This is a genomic window from Stenotrophomonas maltophilia (genome assembly GCF_003970865.1).
Classification (GTDB): domain Bacteria; phylum Pseudomonadota; class Gammaproteobacteria; order Xanthomonadales; family Xanthomonadaceae; genus Stenotrophomonas; species Stenotrophomonas maltophilia_AR.
Genome location: NZ_RXLZ01000009.1, coordinates 14,110 through 32,308 on the forward strand (window position 1 = coordinate 14,110; position 18,199 = coordinate 32,308).

General features: G+C 67.0%; 14 protein-coding genes. All 14 read right to left on the minus strand.

Features of this window, described 5'->3' with window-relative positions; genetic code table 11:
• The 14 genes from icmH to tssE all read right to left on the minus strand — a co-directional run bounded on the left by icmH (window position 1) and on the right by tssE (window position 18,199).
• A complete protein-coding gene (icmH, locus tag EKL94_RS04505) occupies window positions 1-1,239 on the minus strand; it encodes a type IVB secretion system protein IcmH/DotU (RefSeq protein WP_440087515.1) in 1,239 nt (412 codons plus the stop codon).
• A gap of 18 nt (window positions 1,240-1,257) precedes the next feature.
• Complete coding sequence (tssK, locus tag EKL94_RS04510; RefSeq protein WP_126928160.1) at window positions 1,258-2,595, minus strand: type VI secretion system baseplate subunit TssK; 1,338 nt, start codon at window positions 2,593-2,595, stop codon at window positions 1,258-1,260.
• Window positions 2,596-2,722: 127 nt separating this feature from the next.
• Window positions 2,723-3,988 (minus strand): type VI secretion system-associated FHA domain protein TagH, encoded by a 1,266-nt coding sequence (gene tagH, locus EKL94_RS04515; protein ID WP_126928208.1) that lies wholly within the window; start codon window positions 3,986-3,988, stop codon window positions 2,723-2,725.
• Window positions 3,989-4,067: 79 nt separating this feature from the next.
• Window positions 4,068-4,610: a DUF6931 family protein gene (locus EKL94_RS04520; protein ID WP_126928161.1), complete on the minus strand. Its 543-nt coding sequence runs from the start codon at window positions 4,608-4,610 to the stop codon at window positions 4,068-4,070.
• Entirely contained in the window at window positions 4,607-6,631 is a 2,025-nt protein-coding gene (locus tag EKL94_RS04525; RefSeq protein ID WP_185829989.1) for a type VI secretion system Vgr family protein, read from the minus strand. Before EKL94_RS04525 ends, EKL94_RS04520 begins: the two co-directional genes overlap by 4 nt.
• 102 nt (window positions 6,632-6,733) lie before the next feature.
• Window positions 6,734-9,613 carry a protein kinase domain-containing protein gene (locus tag EKL94_RS04530; RefSeq protein WP_126928163.1) on the minus strand — a complete coding sequence of 960 codons (2,880 nt, stop codon included), beginning with the start codon at window positions 9,611-9,613 and terminating at the stop codon, window positions 6,734-6,736.
• Complete coding sequence (locus tag EKL94_RS04535) at window positions 9,607-10,170, minus strand: ECF-type sigma factor (RefSeq protein ID WP_126928164.1); 564 nt, start codon at window positions 10,168-10,170, stop codon at window positions 9,607-9,609. Before EKL94_RS04535 ends, EKL94_RS04530 begins: the two co-directional genes overlap by 7 nt.
• A gap of 434 nt (window positions 10,171-10,604) precedes the next feature.
• Window positions 10,605-10,892, minus strand: a complete 288-nt coding sequence (locus EKL94_RS04540; RefSeq protein ID WP_126928165.1) for a PAAR domain-containing protein — start codon at window positions 10,890-10,892, stop codon at window positions 10,605-10,607.
• 13 nt (window positions 10,893-10,905) lie between these two features.
• Window positions 10,906-11,394, minus strand: coding sequence for a hypothetical protein (locus EKL94_RS04545; RefSeq protein ID WP_126928166.1), 489 nt, complete (start codon window positions 11,392-11,394; stop codon window positions 10,906-10,908).
• A gap of 65 nt (window positions 11,395-11,459) precedes the next feature.
• Window positions 11,460-12,011 (minus strand): hypothetical protein, encoded by a 552-nt coding sequence (locus tag EKL94_RS04550; RefSeq protein WP_126928167.1) that lies wholly within the window; start codon window positions 12,009-12,011, stop codon window positions 11,460-11,462.
• 50 nt (window positions 12,012-12,061) lie between these two features.
• The gene (gene tssH, locus EKL94_RS04555; protein ID WP_126928168.1) at window positions 12,062-14,797 is read right to left on the minus strand and encodes a type VI secretion system ATPase TssH; all 2,736 of its coding nucleotides are present in this window, start codon (window positions 14,795-14,797) and stop codon (window positions 12,062-12,064) included.
• Window positions 14,794-15,861, minus strand: coding sequence for a type VI secretion system baseplate subunit TssG (gene tssG / locus EKL94_RS04560; RefSeq protein ID WP_126928169.1), 1,068 nt, complete (start codon window positions 15,859-15,861; stop codon window positions 14,794-14,796). Before tssG ends, tssH begins: the two co-directional genes overlap by 4 nt.
• On the minus strand, window positions 15,825-17,696 hold the full coding sequence (tssF, locus tag EKL94_RS04565) for a type VI secretion system baseplate subunit TssF (RefSeq protein ID WP_126928170.1): 1,872 nt from the start codon (window positions 17,694-17,696) through the stop codon (window positions 15,825-15,827). Before tssF ends, tssG begins: the two co-directional genes overlap by 37 nt.
• Entirely contained in the window at window positions 17,696-18,199 is a 504-nt protein-coding gene (tssE, locus tag EKL94_RS04570) for a type VI secretion system baseplate subunit TssE (protein WP_126928171.1), read from the minus strand. Before tssE ends, tssF begins: the two co-directional genes overlap by 1 nt.

Here is an 18,199-nt window from a genome sequence, read left to right on the forward strand (position 1 = left end):
TCAGTCCCCCGGCTGGAACAGGATGTCGACACGGCGATTGCGTGCACGGTTGGCCGGCAGCTGCGGCGGCGTGGCCAATGGCTGCGAATCGCCGGCGCCGACGGTCTCGACCCGGGCGCGATCGCGCAAGCCGGCGCCCAGCACATCGGCCACCGCCCGCGCGCGTGCAGCCGACAGGGCATAGTTGTCCCTCCACAGCGCCGACCGCACGGGTTGGTCATCGGTATGGCCCACCACCACCACCCGGCCCCGCAGTGGATCGATCGCACGCGCAATGGAGGCCAGCAGCGGCCGCTGCGCGGCCTCCAGCTCGATACCACCCGAACTGAACATGGCTGCAGCATTCAGTCGTATGCGGGCACTGCCATCAGCGGCCTGCTCCACGCTGAGAAGGCCGGCACGCTCCTCCGCAGCCAATCGCTGCTTCAGGCCCAGCGTCGGTGCCTGCACGGCTGCGTTCGGTACGTGGCTGGTCTGCAGGCCCATCCGCGCCGCTTCGGCATTGATGGGTGCCGCCAGTGCATTCAGGCGCGCGTTCGCCCACAGGAACGCCACCAGCAGCACGCTGGCTGCAACCGCCGCGCTGACCCACAGCGGCAGATGCCAACGGCCGCGCCAGGTCCGCTCGGCCACGCCCTGCCAGCGTGGCGAGAGCTCTTCCGGCGGTGCGCCACGCTGACTGCGGATGCGGCGATACAGATCGTCCTGGATCGCCGACAGGCGCAGGCTGCCATCGGCCTCGATCTGGTAGCGGCCAGCGAATCCCATTGCCAGGCACAGGTACAGCAGCTCCAGCAGTTCCAGATGCCGGGCTGGATCCTGCAGCAGCCGTTCAAGGATCACGAAGAACTTGGCGCCTCCATAGGATTCACCGTGGAAGGCGGTCAGCAGGGTGCGCTGGGCCCATCCACTGCGTTCGCCCCACGGCGCGTTGAGCACAGCTTCGTCGACCACCGCACACAGCACGTAGCGTGCGGTCATCACCACATCAGCCGGATAGCGCGCTTCGCGCAGCCGGGCCTCCAGACGCCGAACCTGCAGCTCGGCCTGTTCCCGCAGGCGCGCAACGTCAGGAACCTGCGCACTGTGGCGCAGCTGTACCGCCAGCAGCAGCAGTGGCGTTGCCGCCTGCACCAGAGGGTTGAGGCTGTCACCCAGGAACTCGCTGATCTCCGCGCGCGAATCCGGTGAATCGGCAGGCGCATTGCCGGGCCGATCCTGCATCAGCGGATTGCGCATGTCCCGTGCGTTCATCGGCTACCCCCGGATCGCCCACAGCTGCACACCCAGACCGGGAAACTCGTTGCCCAGATGCAGAGCCAGGCCACCGGCGCCACGCAGTGCCCGCCACAAGGGCGATTGCGTTTCGAACTCGAAGTAGACGTGGCCGGCGTGGTAGGGAATCTGCCGTGGTGCCACCGCCATCGGTTCCAGCCCGATGCCCGGCAGCTGCAGATTGACCAGATCACGGATCTGCTCGACGGGACCAATCTTGGCGGTCGACGGCAGCCGCCGCCGCAGTTCCTCGCTGGGCAGGTCCACGCGCACCGCGAGCACGAACTGGGCACTGTCCAGCAGGCCGGGATCAGGGATCACCGCCACCCATACCCCGAATTTGCGTTCCTGCACCGGAATCGCCAGTGCAGTCTGTTCCAGCACCGCGCTGAGGCTGCCGCGCAGGGCCGCAATGATCGGCTCGAAGCTCTCGCGCAGTGCTTCGTGACGGTAGCCCGCGAACACCGGCGGGCGTTTCCCGGCTGCGGTGAAAGTGCTCAGCTCGCCGGCCAGAGCCAGCAGCGCGCGATACAGTGCTTCCGGATGCAGCTGCGGCTGTGCAGCCCAGTGCGACAGCACCGGCTGCCAGCGGTTGACCACCTGCAGCAGCAGGAAGTCGGCGATCTCCGCAGCGCCACCGCGATCAGTGACCGCTACCCGCGCCGCCAGCGCCTCACCGCGCTGATGCAACAGACCCAGCAGTTCGACCAGGAAGGTTGCCAGTCGCGACGACGACGCACTGGACGCCACGCTGGGAATGAAGGCCTCATCGAGCACCACGCGACGATCCGCCCGGGTTTCCACCACGTGCGCCACCGCGATCCGGGCCAATCCTTCCTGCGGTTGCGATTCGGGCAGCAGGCGGGCGTTGAGGCCACCCACCTCCATCAGCACGCGCTCGTCCACGCTTCCGGATGCATCCAGCGCTTCACTTTCGCGCACCCGGTAGCGATACAGCTGATCACCGGGTGATTCAGGACGTCCCACATCCACCTGCGATGCCAGGCGCAACGGCAGGGTCAGGTAGATCGTCTGGTCGCGTCCGTTGGGATCGAGATCGAGTGCGGCCGGCAGTGGGTCATCGGCTGGCATCGCGAACGGCGTGCCATCGGGGAACACCCCGCGCGCACGTCGTAGGCCGAGCTTGCCGACCGCCAGCAGGTCACTCTCCAGTTCCAGTTCGGTGAAACCCCAGGCGCGTGACGGCGGCTGCGCGACGCGCAGGTCGACGTAGCGCTCCAGGTAGCGCTCCTGCTGCTGCAGGTGCTGTGGCCGCAGGAACAGCCCCTCGCTCCATACGACCTTGTTGTTCTGGGTCATCCGTGCGGCTCACAGGTGGCGGCGGGACATGGCGCATGCGTGGGCGATGCGCGAATACGCCACGACCCCATGCGCCAGCTGCCCGCGATTGTCGGCAGCAACACCGGTGTCGGCCCGACAATTCGTCTCAGCCCTGGCGTGGACCGCCGCTGCTGCGACTGCTGCGATAGCGAGCCAGCTGGGTTTCATAGGCCCGCGCGAACTCATCACCGAACAAGCGGCGGAAGCAGTCGTCCGGATCCTTGACCATGCGCTGGAAGTTCTCGCGATAGCGGTCCCAGTAGCGTCCCTTGCCAGCGAACGCCAGACGGCGACCGTTGCCATCGGCCTCCTGCTCGATCCGGTCTGGACTGAAGTGGAACAGCATTGCCTCGTAGGCGGCGCGCATGCCGGCCAGCATGGCCATCTGGTGGCAGCGAATGTCATCGAAGGCATCATCGAACGCCGCAGCGCCGCTGAGGAACGCACCACCGGCGGGCGCCGACAGCTTCTGCATCGCCTCCTGCGTGGTGGCGGCGAACTTCAGTGGGTTGTTCTCCGAACGCTGGATCACGGTGACCGGAAGGCGGAAGGTGTTCTTGATCTCCGCACGGGCGCGCAGCACGTCCATCACCCCTTCCACCACGATCGCAAACACCCGGTCCAGATCTTCCGGCATCGCTGTCCCCGGCATGCGGGCGGGGGCAGCGGCGGGTGCCGATGGCGCTGCCGCACTGAAGTCCCCCTGGGTCAGATCCCAGTCGTCGGGCAACGGCTGCGTCGCCTGTACCGGTGCGGGCGGACGGAAATGATCGTGGCTGGCGGCGGCATGGTGCCAGCCATCGGCGTCACTGCGCGGCGGTGCGGGCGCTGCTGCACTGGCGGGCAGCAGACGCAACGGATCCAGTTCGTCCTGCGGCGCCAGTCCCAGGTCCGCCACCATGGCATCCGGCGCGGCGGAGGCCGTTCCCGTCGCGCGTCCCCACAGCACATCAAACGGATCCTCCAACGCAGGCACGGCTGCACCCTCGTGCCGTGGCAGCGCGGCCACCACTACCTGGGTCAGATCGGGATTGCCGGCGTCGGCGCCCGGCAGCGGCATCGACGATGGCCCCACGCTCTGCAGGCGGACATCGATCTCGAAACTGTCCAGCTGCAGGCGGTCACCGTCGCCGAGTGCGGCCGGCTCGCCACGCACCAGCGCCTGGCCGTTGAGCAGCAGCCCGTTGGTGCTGCAGTCCTCGATGAAGTACATGCCGTTGAGGAAGCGCACCACCGCGTGGGTCCGCGACACACCCGAGGCAGGCAACACCCAGTCACACTCGTCGGAACGGCCCAGGCTGCCCCCGCCCTGCATGAAGACCTTCTGTGCCGCGGGCCCGAACTGCGCGGCCTGGCGGCCACTGACGGTCATGATCAGATTGTGGATGGCATTCACAGCGGCAGTGCTCCGTCAGCAACGTCAATGTAGGCGTCATGCGTGGAACAGCGGTTCATCGCGCTGCGTCCAGCAGCGCCAGCGCCTGTTCGGCATAGCCACGCCGGCGTTGCTGGAAGGCCTGCGGCTGCTCGGCGGCAAGCAGCCCCAGCGCTGCGACGGCGGCGCACGCCACCAGATGGTCCGGCGGCACCACCACCACCGGTTGCCCCGCCGGTGCCAGGCTGCCCTCGGCCCAGCCGGCACTGGCTGCCAGCCAGGCACCCACGCTGCGGTAGCCACCGGCATTGGCGAATTCGAAGGCAGCACGGCGGTTACCTTCACTGGGCTCGCGCAACCAGCGCTCGGCCAGCATGGCGCCCGCACGTGCTTCCGGCGCCAGCGTTTCACCACGTGCGCACTGGCACAGCCAGGCCACTACGTAGCGCTTGGGCAACAGGCGCGCGGCCAGCTGCAATGCGGCCTGCACGTAGCCGGCCTGCAGCAGCACCTGTACTGCCTGGGCCGGCGGCAGCCCGGGCGCCAGCACTGCGCAGGCCTGCGCGTCGATCTGCATGTCCGCACAGGCCTGCGCGACGGTATCCATGTGCATGCTCATCCGATCGTCACCAGCGCGGCGGCCAGCTTGGCCAATGCGTCGCCGGACAGGGTCAGCATCGGCGCCTTGACCTCGGCCATCGCCCCACCCTGCACCTGCAGGGTGGCGTCGGAGTGCATCTTCAGGCTGGCCCCCGCGCCGATATCCATGCTGGCGCCCGCCTTGACGCGGACCTCCACCCCTCCTTCGATCTCCACCGTGCTGTTGCCACCGATGCGCACGTTCACGCCCTCGACCGCGATGTCACCGGCACTGTTCATCACGATGCGCGACGCGCCGGTGACCAGCTCGATCTCCTGCCCGGCCTCCAGCCGGAAGCGTTGGCCGACGTGGATCCGCGCATGGGTGCCCACGTCCAGCGTGTCTTCATTGTCGACCTTGATGCTGCGGTCGTGGCGGATCGTGGCGCGCTGGTCATGCTCGACGGTGAGGGTCTGGTCGTTGCCGATGGTGGCCTGCTGGTCATGGCCGACCTTCAGGATGCGATCGTGCTCGGCCTCCACATGCAGGTCGCGTTGCGCGTGCAGGCGCAGCTCCTCGGCGCCCTTGCGGTCCTCGAAGCAGATCTCGTTGTAGTCATCCGCGCCCCCATCGGGATGGCTGCGGCTACGGATGCCCGACCGCGTCCGCTGTTCCGGCAACGCATAGGGCGGCACGTGGTCTGCATTGAAGACGCTGCCGACAATGAGTGGCCGGTCCGGGTCGCCCTCGAGGAACGCGACCAGTACCTCCTGGCCAACCCGCGGCAGGCTCTGCGCGCCCCACCCCTTGCCCGCCCAGGAGGTCGCCACGCGTACCGGGCACGAAGCCCGACCATGGCTGCGGGCCGCGCGACTCCAGTGGAAATGCACGTTCACCCGTCCCTGCACATCCACGGCAATGTCTTCGTCGGTGTCGCCGGCCACGATGGCGCTCTGCAGGCCTGCAATGCGCGGCCACCGCGTGTCGGCCAGTGAACGGTACGGCACGCGACTGTCGAGTACCTGCAACCGGCACTGCAGTGATGGACCCACACTGGCCGTTACGGAGCCGGGAGCCGCCTCGACGACTTCAAGCTCGCTGGTCACCACCAGATACTGCCGGTTGCAGCCGGCCTGCGGGCAGCCTTCGAGGTCGAACAGATGGCCGGCACCCAGGTTCCAGGCGCGGGTACGGCCATGCCACTGCGCACGTGCAGCCTGCTCGGCTTCAACGCGCACCTGTGCCCGCTGCCGGCCTTGTTCGGCGCTCTGCTGCCGGCCATGGCCACGGTAGATGGAACGCGTACCGGCACCGTCATCGCCATCGGCCTGTGCCTCTCCCAGCAGCACCGCGCGCGGCTTCGCCGGATCGAACTCATCCAGCTGCCAGTGCGTCGGGCGCAGCTGGTGCTGCTGCTGCCAGTCGGCCATGCCCGGTGCTCCCAGCGCCGGGGGCTCACGCTCGGCCTGCCAGGGCAGGCGCTCGAACGGTGCCGCCGTGGCATGGGCGCCCAGGCCATCGGCCAGTACCAGCGTGTGGCGATCTGCAGTGTGCTCGAAGTAGTAGTAGAGGCCTTCCTGCTGCAACAGCCGATGGATGAAGTCCAGGCTCGGCTCATCGTACTGGACGCAGTAATCGCGCACGACAGGATTCCCGCCCAGCTGCACCCGCACATCGGTGCAACCGATCTCCGACAGCAGCGTGCGCACGATGTCCACCACCGATTGCCCGGAGAATATGCGGCTGTCGTGCTGCTGGCCAAGCAACCATAGACGCGGTACCAGGGTGACTTCGATCGTGGTGAAGCGCTCTTCGCCTACCTCGCGCTGCCCCAGCAGGGCGACGGCCGCGACGATGCCATGCAGGTGTCGGTTGCCGTTGTCGTGCACCAGGCTGATGCCGAACGGCGTGCCAAGCAGACGGGAGGGATCCGGCGGATCTCCACTACACAGTGCCGACAGCACATAGCGGTAGGGTTGGCCGAGCGACTCACGGCCCTGAAGCTGCTGGAAGCGCAGTCGTCCGCCCAGGTCCGACTGCAGGGAGATCGTGCGCGCCATGCCCGTCCACGGTGGAGAAGATTCGTCCGGCCCGCGCGGGTGCTGGCCGGATCCGCGACCGGATGCTCCCACGCGTTGCCGGCGCGCAACCGGCATTTCGTCTCACCGGCCGAGGCTGCCCGGCTCCCCCGGTTCCTTCAGCGCCCTCAGTGCTTCATCGCGCACGCTGCGCTGCGAGGTATTGAGCGTTGCCGGATCCCGTGCGATCACCGGATCGAGATAGTGCCGCTCGATGTCGGCCATCGCCTCGGTGGCATGCATGCGCTTGAGCACGGCGTAGAGCCGCGACGCGCTCTCCGTCGTGTGTGCGTCGAGTACGCCGCGGCTGGACGCGCGCAGTTCCAATGCCTTGGCATGGGCATCGCGCGCGGCCGGCAAGCGGCCGGCACGATTCTCGACCCGCCCCACCACGTCCCAGGTCGCCGAGATCAGGCGGTAGTCGTCCGGCATCAGCCGTTGGTTGCCTTCCAGCGCGGCATACGCCGCCTCGCGCGCCTCATCGTAGTGATCGGTCCTGGCCAGCATGCTGGCCAGTCCGCCCAGGGTGAACAGCGTGTCCGGATGCATCCGCCCGAGCGTGCGCGTGCGCTGCTGCAGCAGCTCGCGCTGCAGTTGCACGGCGCGCTCGAAGCGCTGCGGCTGATCCTGCTTGGCCAGCACCCGGATCAGCTCCGCCTTGGTCTGCAGGGCATCCGGATGGTCGGCCCCCAGCACGCGCTGCTGCTCGCCCAGCAGGTGCTCCATGAAGGCCTGGGTCTGGGTGAATGCCGGCTCAGCCTGCGCCAGACGCACCATGTTGAAGCCCTGCAGGGCAGCCGCCGACAGCGTGTCTGGATGTTCGGAGCCGAGGCTGCGCTCGCGCCGCTGGCGCACTTCGCTGGCCAGCGCCAGCGAGTTCTCGTATTCGTTGAACGTGTTCTGCAGGCGCGCCAGCATCAGCATCGCCGCCAGCGTGCGCGGCGCGTTGTCGCCGAAACGCGTGCGGAACCGGGGCAGCAAGGGCTCCAGCCGCGCCAGGGCTTCTTCACGGCGGGTCAGCTCACTGAGCGTGGTCACCATGCCCAGCTCCAGCTCCAGCAGCGCCGGGGCATCCTTCTCCAGGCGCGGCGTCCACGCCGTGACCAGGGCCTGCTGCCGCTGCAGGGCCTTCTCCAGTTCTCCCTGCCCCGCCATCACCTGCGCCTGCTGCGCGCCTACGCGCAGCCACAGCGGGTTATCCGGCGCCAGCTCCGGCCGCTGGAGTGACATGGCTTCATCCAGCAGGCCGCGCGCCTCGACCAGGTTGCCGCGGCGATACAGCGCATCGGCCAGATCCGCCAGCGCCGATACCAGGCGCAGGCCGCCTGCATGCTGCTCGCGCTGCACCGACAGCACCGACTGCAGCTCGCGCACCGCTGCCGGGTAACGGCCGATCGAGATCAGCACGCGGGCCAGCGACTGGCGCAGGTCCGCAGACAGGGATGGATCATCGGCAAAGTCCTGCTGCAGGCGATCCAGTGCATGGGCCACCACGTAGCGCTCCAGCAGATCACGAGCGATGTCCGAGGCCGGAACCTTGGCCCGCAGTGATTCCAGATCCAGCGGCGCGTCAGCTGAATCCTGCAACGCCCGCTGCATCGCCTCGCCGTTGGCCGCGGCCATCGCGTGCCCCATCGCATCGACGTCCACGCTCTGCAGCATCTCCTGCTGGAATTCGACCATGCGCTCCAGTTGCTGCTGGCGGTGACTGGCCACGGCCTGTTGGCTGCGCGCCTGCTGCAGCGCCCACAGCGATGCCGCCAGGCCAACGACCACGCAGCCCAGGGTCAAGGCCGCCAGGACCACCGGCAACCGGTGCCGCTGCAGGAACTTGCGGGCCACCAGCAACCGCTGCTGGCGTGAGACCAACGGCGGAATGTTGCGACACCAGCGGTCGAGGTCGGCCAGCAGCGCCGATACACCGTCATAGCGTCCCGAGCGCTGCGGGTCGGTGGAACGACGCACGATGGCATCCAGGCCTTCCTCCAGAGCGCGCCGCAGTTCACGTCGGCTGCACTGGCAGGAAGCAGCCAGCCCGGCCTGCGCCTCGACCGTCAGATCGAGGAACACTGCCAACGGCGACAGCGGCTCCGGCATCCGTGCCGGTGGCCGTTGCCCGCACAGCAGCTCATGCAGCATCGCGCCCAGCGAGTACACGTCACTGCGCGCGTCGATATCGATCTCCAGGCCTGTCTGCTCCGGGCTCATGTAGCCCGGCGTGCCGCCGGACCAGCGATCGGTATCGTCATGGCTGCCGGCAATGGCGATGCCGAAGTCGATGATCTTCGGCTGCGGTGCGCCATCCACGGCACCCACCAGCACATTGCTCGGCTTCAGGTCGCGATGGATCACACCCTTCTGGTGTGCATGCTGCACGCCCTGGCAGACCTGCATCATCAGCCGCACCCGCAGGTCCAGCGGTGCGCGACGTTGGGCGCACCAGCGGTCGATGCCCTCGCCGTCGATGTACTCCATTACCAGGTAGGGACGTTCGTCCTCATGCATCCCCGCGTCATAGATCTGCGCGATGGCTGGGTGATGCATCTGTGCCTGCATCTGGCATTCGAACTCGAAGAACGCTCGGCTTTTCTCATCCAGCCCCGGGTTGGCCATCATCTTGATGGCCACCTGCTGCCGATAGGCGCCGTCGGCACGATGGCCAAGGTAGACCCGGCCCATGCCGCCCGTGCCGATCATCGCGTCTACCGCCCACGGGCCGCAGCGGGTACCCGGTGGCAGGATCGGGGGCGGTTCGCGGCCGATCTCTGAGACCGCCTGGCGCAGCGGCACCCGCAGGCGCACCGTAGCTTCGGCCTCCACCGCCAGCATCGCCTCCAGTTCGCGACGCAATGGCGGGTCATGTCCGACCTCCGCCTGTACGAACGCCGCACGCGCCGCGCCGCTCAGTGCGCTGGCCCGGTGGAAGAGACTTTCCAACTGGCGCCAGCGCTCCAGGCTCAGCATGACGACAACCGTGCGGCCAACCAGACGCGCACGAAACGCAGATCGCGCTCGGCGGTGGGAATGGAAATGTCCAGCAGATTTGCGGTTTCAGCCACGGTCAGCCCGACCAGTTCGGTCATCGCGAACGCACGCGCCTTGCGGGCATCCAGCCTGGCCAGCTCATCGAACGCCTCGGCGATGCTGAGCAGGTCCACCGGCTGCACGCCGGGATCGACCAGCTTCACCGTCAGCGTGACCTGCTGCCCGCGCCGCTTGCCACGATCGCGCATGCGCGCAAGGTCCACCAGAAGGTGGCGCATCTGCAACGATGCCACTGCATAGAAATGCCCGCGCGATGCGAAGCCATGCTCGCGTGCCGACAGCCGCATCCAGGCCTCGTTGACCAGCTCGGTCGGCTGGAAACCATCGGCCACGCCACGTGCCAGGCTGCGCACCGCGATCTGGTGCAGTTCGTCGTAGACCAGTCGCGCCAGCGTATCGCTGGCCGGTGCTTCGCCGTCCTGCCAGCGCGCAAGCAGGTGGGTGATGCCCTCGACGGGCGGCAGCGTGTCATTCATGGCAATCCCTCGCTCGACGCCGGATGCGCCGCCATGCAGGGATGCATGGCGAAACGCTGCCCGCCCGCAACGAAGAGACGTCGCGCTGGCCGCTGGGGCGACAGTATCGGGAGGGCGGTCATCCGGGACGTGGCCGCGGATCCCCAGGCGCGGCGCGGTCGATCCTACGCGAGCAAAGCGTGTAGAAATAGTCAGGACGTGACGCATATAGGCTGAATTCTCCGACGGTGTGAAGGAGTATCAGGCGGCGATTCGTCTCACTTGAACGCGATGACGGAGATTTGGATCGACCTAAAGTGGTCACGCATCACAGAAGCCGGTTGTACGGGCGATCTCCATCCGTCCCGACGATCGTTGCATCGTCTGACCGGAATTGACCCGAAGCCTTTGGGGAATGTCCGCAGATGTCCTGGTGGTGGCCTTCGCGCACCAGCTCAGCCAACCAGCACGGTGAAGCACCCGAGCACGATCACACCGCCATGCGCGGTGCTGTCACCCAGGCGCGCCGCCGGTTGGCCCTTGATGAAGACCTTCACCGAACCTTTGACGATGCTGTCGGGCGGACCGACGCAGGTGCACAGGTCGCCCACCCTCGCTGCCGGCAGGCCACCGATCAGCACGGCCGGTGCGCCAGGCGCAGTGATCGGGCCACCGACGTGGGGAACCACGCCGGTGACCATCGGGCAGGTGTGGAGATCGGTCAGGCGGGCGGCGGGTTGCATCGTCAGATCCGTATCAATCCCATGGGCCCGGACCAAGGTCGGTTGGCTGAATATTGGAAAGCATGTCGATCATCTTGGTCGCCCCCCGAGTCACACATTCTTCCATGCTTCCGATATGCATCTTCAGTACCTGGCAATGTTCGTTGCCTGCCGCCGCGCGTGCGTCGATCACTCCGTTTGCCAATGTGTAAGCGTCTTTGGCAAACATCAGTTGGCCGATGACCGGCGCAAATCGGAATGCGGATTTTCCAAAGAGAACAGGCACATGGCCGATGTACGTATAAGCACTCATGGCGATGCTGGCGACATCCGCTGCTGTATCTGATTTCGAAGTCACAATGCTGGTTGCACTTGATGCGTGGCGTATCGGTGAGCACTGGATAGACCTGCGGAGCATTGGCAGTTTCCCGACCAGGCCCATCATCATCATGTGGTTGGCCACGTTGAAAGTCGTGGAAGTCTGGTTCAACTTCTTTGATAGATCGTTCGGATCAGCTGACATGTGCAGTTCTTCCTGTTTCCCGGGCCGGTATCCCAAGTTCTGCTCAGATGCCCACGAAGAGGCTGCTAGGGTCCTTCAAAGAGCGACGATATCTGAAGTTCCTCTTCCGCGAGGAACTTTGTCGGATAGAGGGAAGCGATGAAAAGTTCATCGCCTATTTTTCTGAAGTTTATCGCCGCTTCGCATACGCGCTTTGGCACATCCGACCCCGCCTCGTAGCCATAGATGGACGAATCCGTGACTGCAACTGTCTTCAACCATTTCTGCGCGGGCCCGATCCCGGCATCAGCATTTCCAAGTTCGACCTGCACCTGGCTGGAGTTCAACAGAAAGTGCGCAAGCCGGTAGGAGCAGGATCGATTGGCCGCCCGGCTCTTGTTCAGCACGTTGTTCTCGAGCGGAGTCAACACGCGCATGCCGGTCGGATGGTCACCCGTCGTGTTGTAGATTCCAACGGCACCTCTGTGCATATACTCATGCCCAAGCTTTTTCCCTGTGTTGTTGTATGCATTCCGTGTCCGCGGATCGTCGGGGCCGTGATCAAGTTTTTGACCATTGCTCCTGTCAATCGCGATAGCCGCTTCCTCGATTGTGTAAGGCTTTTTGATGTTCGGCATCGATGTTCTCCGTTTGTGCGTGGAAGCCCGGCCAGTGCGAACCCAAGCATCTAGAACTGGTAGTTGAATCGGCCCTCGCTTGCGGCCACGTTGGCGCCGACAACGCCCTCCCCCGATACAAGCCGCGCCAGAAACTCCCGACTGATCTCCGGCAACATCGAATTGGTCAATATCGCGTCGATCATCCGCCCACCCGATTCGCCTTCGGTGCAGCGGCTCACCACCAGCTCCACCACCGAGTCGTCGTATTCGAACGGAATGCGATAGCGTGCCTCCACCCGCTTCTTGATGCGGTTCAACTGCAACCGCACGATGCGGCCCAGCATGTCCGCGCTCAGCGGGTAGTACGGAATCGCCACCAGCCGCCCCAGCAGCGCCGGCGGAAACACCTTCAGCAGTGGCGCGCGCAATGCCTTGGCCATGCTTTCCGGGTCGGGAACCAGTTCCGGATCGGCGCACAGGCTGGCGATCAGTTCGGTGCCGGCGTTGCTGGTCAGCAGGATCAGCGTGTTGCGGAAGTCGATGCGGCGGCCTTCGCCGTCTTCCATCCAGCCCTTGTCGAACACCTGGAAGAACAGCTCGTGCACATCCGGGTGTGCCTTCTCCACCTCGTCCAGCAGCACCACCGAGTACGGCTTGCGGCGCACCGCTTCGGTCAGCACACCACCCTCGCCATAACCCACATAGCCCGGCGGCGCCCCCTTCAGTGACGACACCGTATGTGCTTCCTGGTACTCGCTCATGTTGATGGTGATCAGGTTCTGCTCGCCGCCGTACAGCGCCTCGGCCAGCGCCAGCGCGGTTTCGGTCTTGCCCACGCCAGAGGTGCCCGCCAGCAGGAACACACCGATCGGCTTGTCCGGGTTGTCCAGGCCTGCGCGGCTGGTCTGGATGCGCTTGGCGATCATCTCCATCGCATGGTCCTGGCCGATCACGCGTTGGCCAAGCAACTCCGGCAGTCGCAGAACGGTGTCGATCTCGTTGCGTGCCATGCGCCCAACCGGAATGCCGGTCCAGTCGGCCACCACCGCCGCCACCGCCTGGTGATCGACCGTCGGCAGGATCAGCGGGGCCTCGCCCTGCAGTGCCGCCAGTTCGGCCTGTACCAGCTGCAGGCGTGCCAGCAACACATCACGGTCGCGTGCCTGCACCGGTACCGAGGCCACCACGGCATCACCATCGGCCTGTGCCGCCGCCGCTTCCAGTGCGCTGCCGGTACCTTCCACGGGCACGTTGCCGCTGCGCAGCTGCGCACGCAGATCCAGCAACTCATCGACCAGCGCTTTCTCGGCCTGCCAGCGCTGCTCCAGCCTGGACAGGCGCTGCTGCTCATCCGCCAGCGCCTGCGCGCAGGTCGCGCCGCGCTCGGCCACCACGATGCCGATCGCGGATTCGCGGTCGATGATGGCCTGCTCGGTCTGCAGCGATTCAATCCGCCTGCGGCTGTCGTCCACCTCCGCTGGCACCGCGTGCAGGCTCACCGCCACGCGTGCGCACGCGGTATCGAGCAGGCTGACCGACTTGTCCGGCAGCTGCCGCGCCGGGATGTAGCGATGGCTCAGCCTGACCGCAGCTTCCAGCGCTTCATCCAGGATCTGCACCTGGTGGTGCTTCTCCATCATGCTGGCCACGCCGCGCATCATCCGCACCGCACGCGCCTCGTCCGGCTCCTCCACCTGCACCGCCTGGAATCGCCGGGTCAGCGCAGGGTCTTTCTCGATGTACTTCTTGTACTCGGCCCAGGTGGTGGCGCCCACCGTGCGCAGCGTGCCGCGCGCCAATGCCGGCTTCAGCAGGTTGGCCGCATCGCCGGTGCCGGCCGCACCCCCGGCACCCACCAGGGTGTGGGTCTCGTCCACGAACAGGATGATCGGCGCCGGGCTGGCCTGCACTTCGTCGATCACCGCGCGCAGGCGCTGCTCGAACTCCCCCTTCATGCTGGCGCCCGCCTGCAGCAGGCCAACGTCCAGCGCGCGCAGCTGCACATCCTTCAGCGCGGGGGGTATGTCGCCGCGTGCGATGCGCTGGGCCAGGCCCTCGACCACGGCGGTCTTGCCGACCCCCGCTTCGCCGACCAGGATCGGGTTGTTCTGCCGCCGCCGCATCAGGATGTCGACCACCTGGCGGATCTCATCATCGCGTCCGATGATCGGATCGAGCTTGCCATCGCGGGCCTGGGCGGTCAGGTCGGTGGTGAACCGCGCCAGCGCTTCCTGCTTGCCCATCGCAGCGGGTGCGATGGCACCGCTGGCATCGCCCGGTGCGGCAGCATTTCCCAGTGCGAAGCCATCGGTCGGTCGCTGGCCCTCTTCCGGCGAGCCGGCGATGATGCCGGCCAAGCCCTCGCTGAGCGCTTCCGGCTTCAGCTTGTCGAACTCGCGCGAGATCGCCGACAGCCCGCTACGCAGGCTGCGGCTGGAAAGCACGCCGAGCAACAGGTACGCACTGCGCACCTGCGCTTCGCCGAAACCGAGCGACGCCTGGATCCAGGCGCGTTCGACCGCCTCCTCCACCGCACTGGACAGATCGGTGACAGCACCCGCTCCGCGCGGCAGGCGCTCCAGCGCATCGGTGACGTCACGCGCCAGCCGCGCCGGGTCCAGCTGCGCATGGCGCACGATGCGGTGCAGGTCCGAATCCTGCAGCTGCAACAGCTGGTGCAGCCAATGCACCAGCTCCACGTTGGGGTTGCCGCGCAGCTTGCAGAACACGGTGGCGCTTTCGATGGCACGGTAGGCAAGCGGGTTGAGCTTGCCGAACAGCGCACTGCGGCGGATCTCGGTCATGGCAGGGGTCCAGGTCGGTCGGTGAAGGCCATCGCGGCGCGCGGATGCACGACCACGTCGTCGGCGTCGGCCACGCTCCAGGCGCGTCGACCCAGCCAGGTGTCCAGGCCAAGGCGCCCACTGCGGGCCAGTCGCAGCGTCGGCACTTGGTCGGCGCGCAGCAGCAGCTGCACATCCCAGGCCTGGGTGTCGCCGCTGTGGCTGCGTATCAGGGCTGCCAGGCGTGGCAGCTGCGTGCCACCCGGCAACCAGCGGCGGAAGCTGGCCAGGTCAAGCGGGCCGATGCGCAGGCGGAAACGATGCTGGCACCCGCGTACCTGCGCGCCCAGCACCGCACTGCGGCCCAGCCGGTTGCTGCGCACCCCCAGGTGCAGCTGCGCATCCTCGGGCAGGCGCATCCATTCGGCGACAAAGCCGATCACCTGTGCCGGCACCTGCAACGCCGCTTCTGTCAGCGCACGCAGGCCCCCGGCATTGCGCGCCATCGGCAACAGGTGCCCGGCGTGATGGCGGCGGAAGTCATCGTCCAGCGCATCACGGCGCTGCAGTGCGGGGGATGCGATGCCGACCAACGCCCCCAGGTACAGGCGGAAGCGGTCGTCCTCTGGCCGGTCGGCCTGTACCACGGGTTGTGCATCAGCCCAGGCGCGGTAGAACAGGCTCATCAGACGGTGATGGAACAGGTCGGCGAACGCCACCAGGCTGTCATCGCGTGCGCTGCGCTGCCGCTGCAGTGCGTACTCGGTCAGGTGCAGTGGCAAGGGACCGTTCGGTCCGAACAGGCCGAAGCCGAGCGTGCGCAACTGCGGTGGGCACGTGCGGGTTGCCGGGACCATCGCATCGACATCCCGGGGGGCGAAGGCCAGGCTCGGTGCCTGCCGCAACCGCAGCGGATCCTCCTCCGGGCGCGTCGAGCACCCCCAGCGCGGCAGGTGTGGGTGCGCCCGTTCCAGCAGGCGCAGCGCTGTGAACGCCTCGAACGCGTGCGGTGCCGCGGCCAGCGCCTGCAGCAGCGCAGCGCGCGCGCCTACAGCGCCAGCAGCGCGCCCGGTCTGGCCGTCCATCGGGCCACCTCGTTGCGTTCAACGGTGCGCAGCACGGTTTCGGTGAAGGCATTGATCGAAACGTAGCGTGCGAAGAACTGGCGCATCACTGCCGCCAGCAGATAGGCCCCGGTTCCTTCGAAAGCAGCATCCTCGCAGGTCAGGGTGATCTCCAGCCCACGGCCGAAGGTGATTGGGCCGGGCACCGGGATGCGGCGCACGATCGAACGCGCTGACACGCCCCGCAGTCCCTCCAGCTGGCGCTGCGCGCCGGCATCATGTGGATCGCAGTACAGCGCCAGCATTTCGCGCAACGCATCGGTACCGCGTGCGTCGCCGTCCTCGAACAGCGACAGGTAGTTCAGCTGCAGGTGGCTGAGCAGTTTCCAGGCACTTTCGCCGCCGTCGCCGGCCGGCTGTGGACGGGTCGGTCCGGCCACGCAGCGGATCGCGGTGACCGGTGCACCATCGTCCAGGCTGAAGTCGGTGCGTCCCTTGCCCACCGGCATCTGCAACGGCAGGTCACGATTGCTGCACAGCAGCTGCAGCCCCAGCTGGCGCAGCCGGCTGGGGAAGGGTCGGTCGGCAGCATCGACCAGGCTGATGAACATCTCGCTGCCCACATAGCTGGAGCGTGCGCCCTGCCGCCGCTGGCGAGCCGACAGCTGGCGCGGCTCGCGACGCAGCGTGTAGTACGCGCCTTGCGGATCGTGCCAGGTACGCGCCTGGCTGCCATAGAACGGCGCGAAGCGCTGCTCGGGCGACTGGCCGTCACCGTAGCCGTCCACGGCGATGACGCTATGCACTTCCAGGTCCAGCGGACGGGTACGGTCGGGCAGCACATGGTATTCGTGGCGTCCGGGCGACAGGTGCACGCGGTCGGCCGCCTGCGGAAACAGGTTGATGGCCGGCGTGCAGTACAGGCGGAAGTTGTCCGCGCCCAACGCATTGTGCAGGCCGGGCTCACTGCGATCGAACAGGATCACGACTTCCAGCTGGTTGCCGGTGGCCCGCTGCAGCACCGGCCTCAACCCGGTCAGTTCGACGAACAGGAACCGCTCCGGGCAGGCGAAATACTCCTGCAGCAGCCGGTAGCCACTGAACGAACGCCCGTCATACGGCAGCAATGCCTGCGTGTCATCGAAACCGGCCGGCTGCAGGGCCTCAGCGGGCTGCCAGTGGGCCGGGCCTCCCGCGCGCAGCCAGCAGCCACACGCGTTACCCATCAGCTGCTCATACAGCCGCCGTGGCAGGCCATCGGTGCCGGCCAGGAACAACGGCAGGCGATCGAGCGACAACGTCTCCAGCGGTACGCCCGCCTGTGCCTGCAGGCGCAGGCGCAGCCCCGCACGCGCCGCGCTGTCGGTGGGAATTGCGACCTCCGCCGCAGCCAATGCCGCCGGATTCTCGAAATAGCGCGCTTCCACCAGCTGCAGTGGCCACAACGTCACCTCATGCGCGGTGCGGTACTCACAGGCCGTGCGCTCACCGGCCATTGGCGTGGCAACGAGGCGGCTGTGGCGGGGCACACGGTGGCCCGCAGCCAGCTTGGCGTCCTTCAGGTCTGGCTGCAGCTGCACGACGGCCATGGAAGGGACCGGCGCCAGGAAATGCGGATACACCATCTCCAGCAGGTGCTGGGTGAATACCGGAAACTGCGCCTCCAGCTTCACCTGCACGCGAGCGGCAAGGAAGGCAAAGCCTTCCAGCAGGCGCTCGACATAGGGATCGGCACACTCCATGCCATCCATGCCGAGGCGCCCGGCGATCTTCGGGAACTCGCGGGCGAACTCTGCGCCCATGCCACGGATGTGCTGCAGCTCGCGGTTGTAGTGGCGGAGCAGGCGCGGATCCATCAGGCATTGCCCTCGACCAGGTCCATGCGGCCGGTCTCCAGGTCCACCTCGGTCTTCAGGTAGAGATTCAGCGGGATCGGCTGCGCCCACATTTCCGAGCGGATGTCGAACACCAGCGAGCGCCGGTCCATCCGTTGCGCGTTGGCCTGGACGGTAACCTGCAGCGTGTGTGCGATCAGGCGCGGCTCGAAGGCGAGGATGGCCTCGCGCAGCCGCCGCTGCAGCGTTGCGACATCCAGTCCGGCCAGCTCCAGCCCGGTCAGGTCCGGAATGCCGTAGTTGAGCACCGAGCCGGCGACGTCGGGCGCATCGTCCAGGCGCATGCTGGCCGCCAGGTGCACGCTGTTGAGCAGCCACGACAGGTCGCGCATCACGCACTCGCGCAGTCGGCTGGCGGAGATCACTCGCTGTTCGCGGCTTTCGTCGCGCTGCAGCGGTGCATCGTCGGTCAACCGGTCCAGCAGGGACGGCTGCAGGCGCTCGGTGGTGGTCAGCTCGGCCAT

What these genes read in the sequence shown, in the direction of transcription:
- icmH (WP_440087515.1), bottom strand. Translation starts at nt 1,239, where the DNA reads ATGCGCAATCCGCTGATGCAGGATCGGCCCGGCAATGCGCCTGCCGAT.
- tssK (WP_126928160.1), bottom strand. Translation starts at nt 2,595, where the DNA reads ATGACCCAGAACAACAAGGTCGTATGGAGCGAGGGGCTGTTCCTGCGG.
- tagH (WP_126928208.1), bottom strand. Translation starts at nt 3,988, where the DNA reads ATGACCGTCAGTGGCCGCCAGGCCGCGCAGTTCGGGCCCGCGGCACAG.
- EKL94_RS04520 (WP_126928161.1), bottom strand. Translation starts at nt 4,610, where the DNA reads ATGAGCATGCACATGGATACCGTCGCGCAGGCCTGTGCGGACATGCAG.
- EKL94_RS04525 (WP_185829989.1), bottom strand. Translation starts at nt 6,631, where the DNA reads ATGGCGCGCACGATCTCCCTGCAGTCGGACCTGGGCGGACGACTGCGC.
- EKL94_RS04530 (WP_126928163.1), bottom strand. Translation starts at nt 9,613, where the DNA reads ATGCTGAGCCTGGAGCGCTGGCGCCAGTTGGAAAGTCTCTTCCACCGG.
- EKL94_RS04535 (WP_126928164.1), bottom strand. Translation starts at nt 10,170, where the DNA reads ATGAATGACACGCTGCCGCCCGTCGAGGGCATCACCCACCTGCTTGCG.
- EKL94_RS04540 (WP_126928165.1), bottom strand. Translation starts at nt 10,892, where the DNA reads ATGCAACCCGCCGCCCGCCTGACCGATCTCCACACCTGCCCGATGGTC.
- EKL94_RS04545 (WP_126928166.1), bottom strand. Translation starts at nt 11,394, where the DNA reads ATGTCAGCTGATCCGAACGATCTATCAAAGAAGTTGAACCAGACTTCC.
- EKL94_RS04550 (WP_126928167.1), bottom strand. Translation starts at nt 12,011, where the DNA reads ATGCCGAACATCAAAAAGCCTTACACAATCGAGGAAGCGGCTATCGCG.
- tssH (WP_126928168.1), bottom strand. Translation starts at nt 14,797, where the DNA reads ATGACCGAGATCCGCCGCAGTGCGCTGTTCGGCAAGCTCAACCCGCTT.
- tssG (WP_126928169.1), bottom strand. Translation starts at nt 15,861, where the DNA reads ATGGACGGCCAGACCGGGCGCGCTGCTGGCGCTGTAGGCGCGCGCGCT.
- tssF (WP_126928170.1), bottom strand. Translation starts at nt 17,696, where the DNA reads ATGGATCCGCGCCTGCTCCGCCACTACAACCGCGAGCTGCAGCACATC.
- tssE (WP_126928171.1), bottom strand. Translation starts at nt 18,199, where the DNA reads ATGGCCGAGCTGACCACCACCGAGCGCCTGCAGCCGTCCCTGCTGGAC.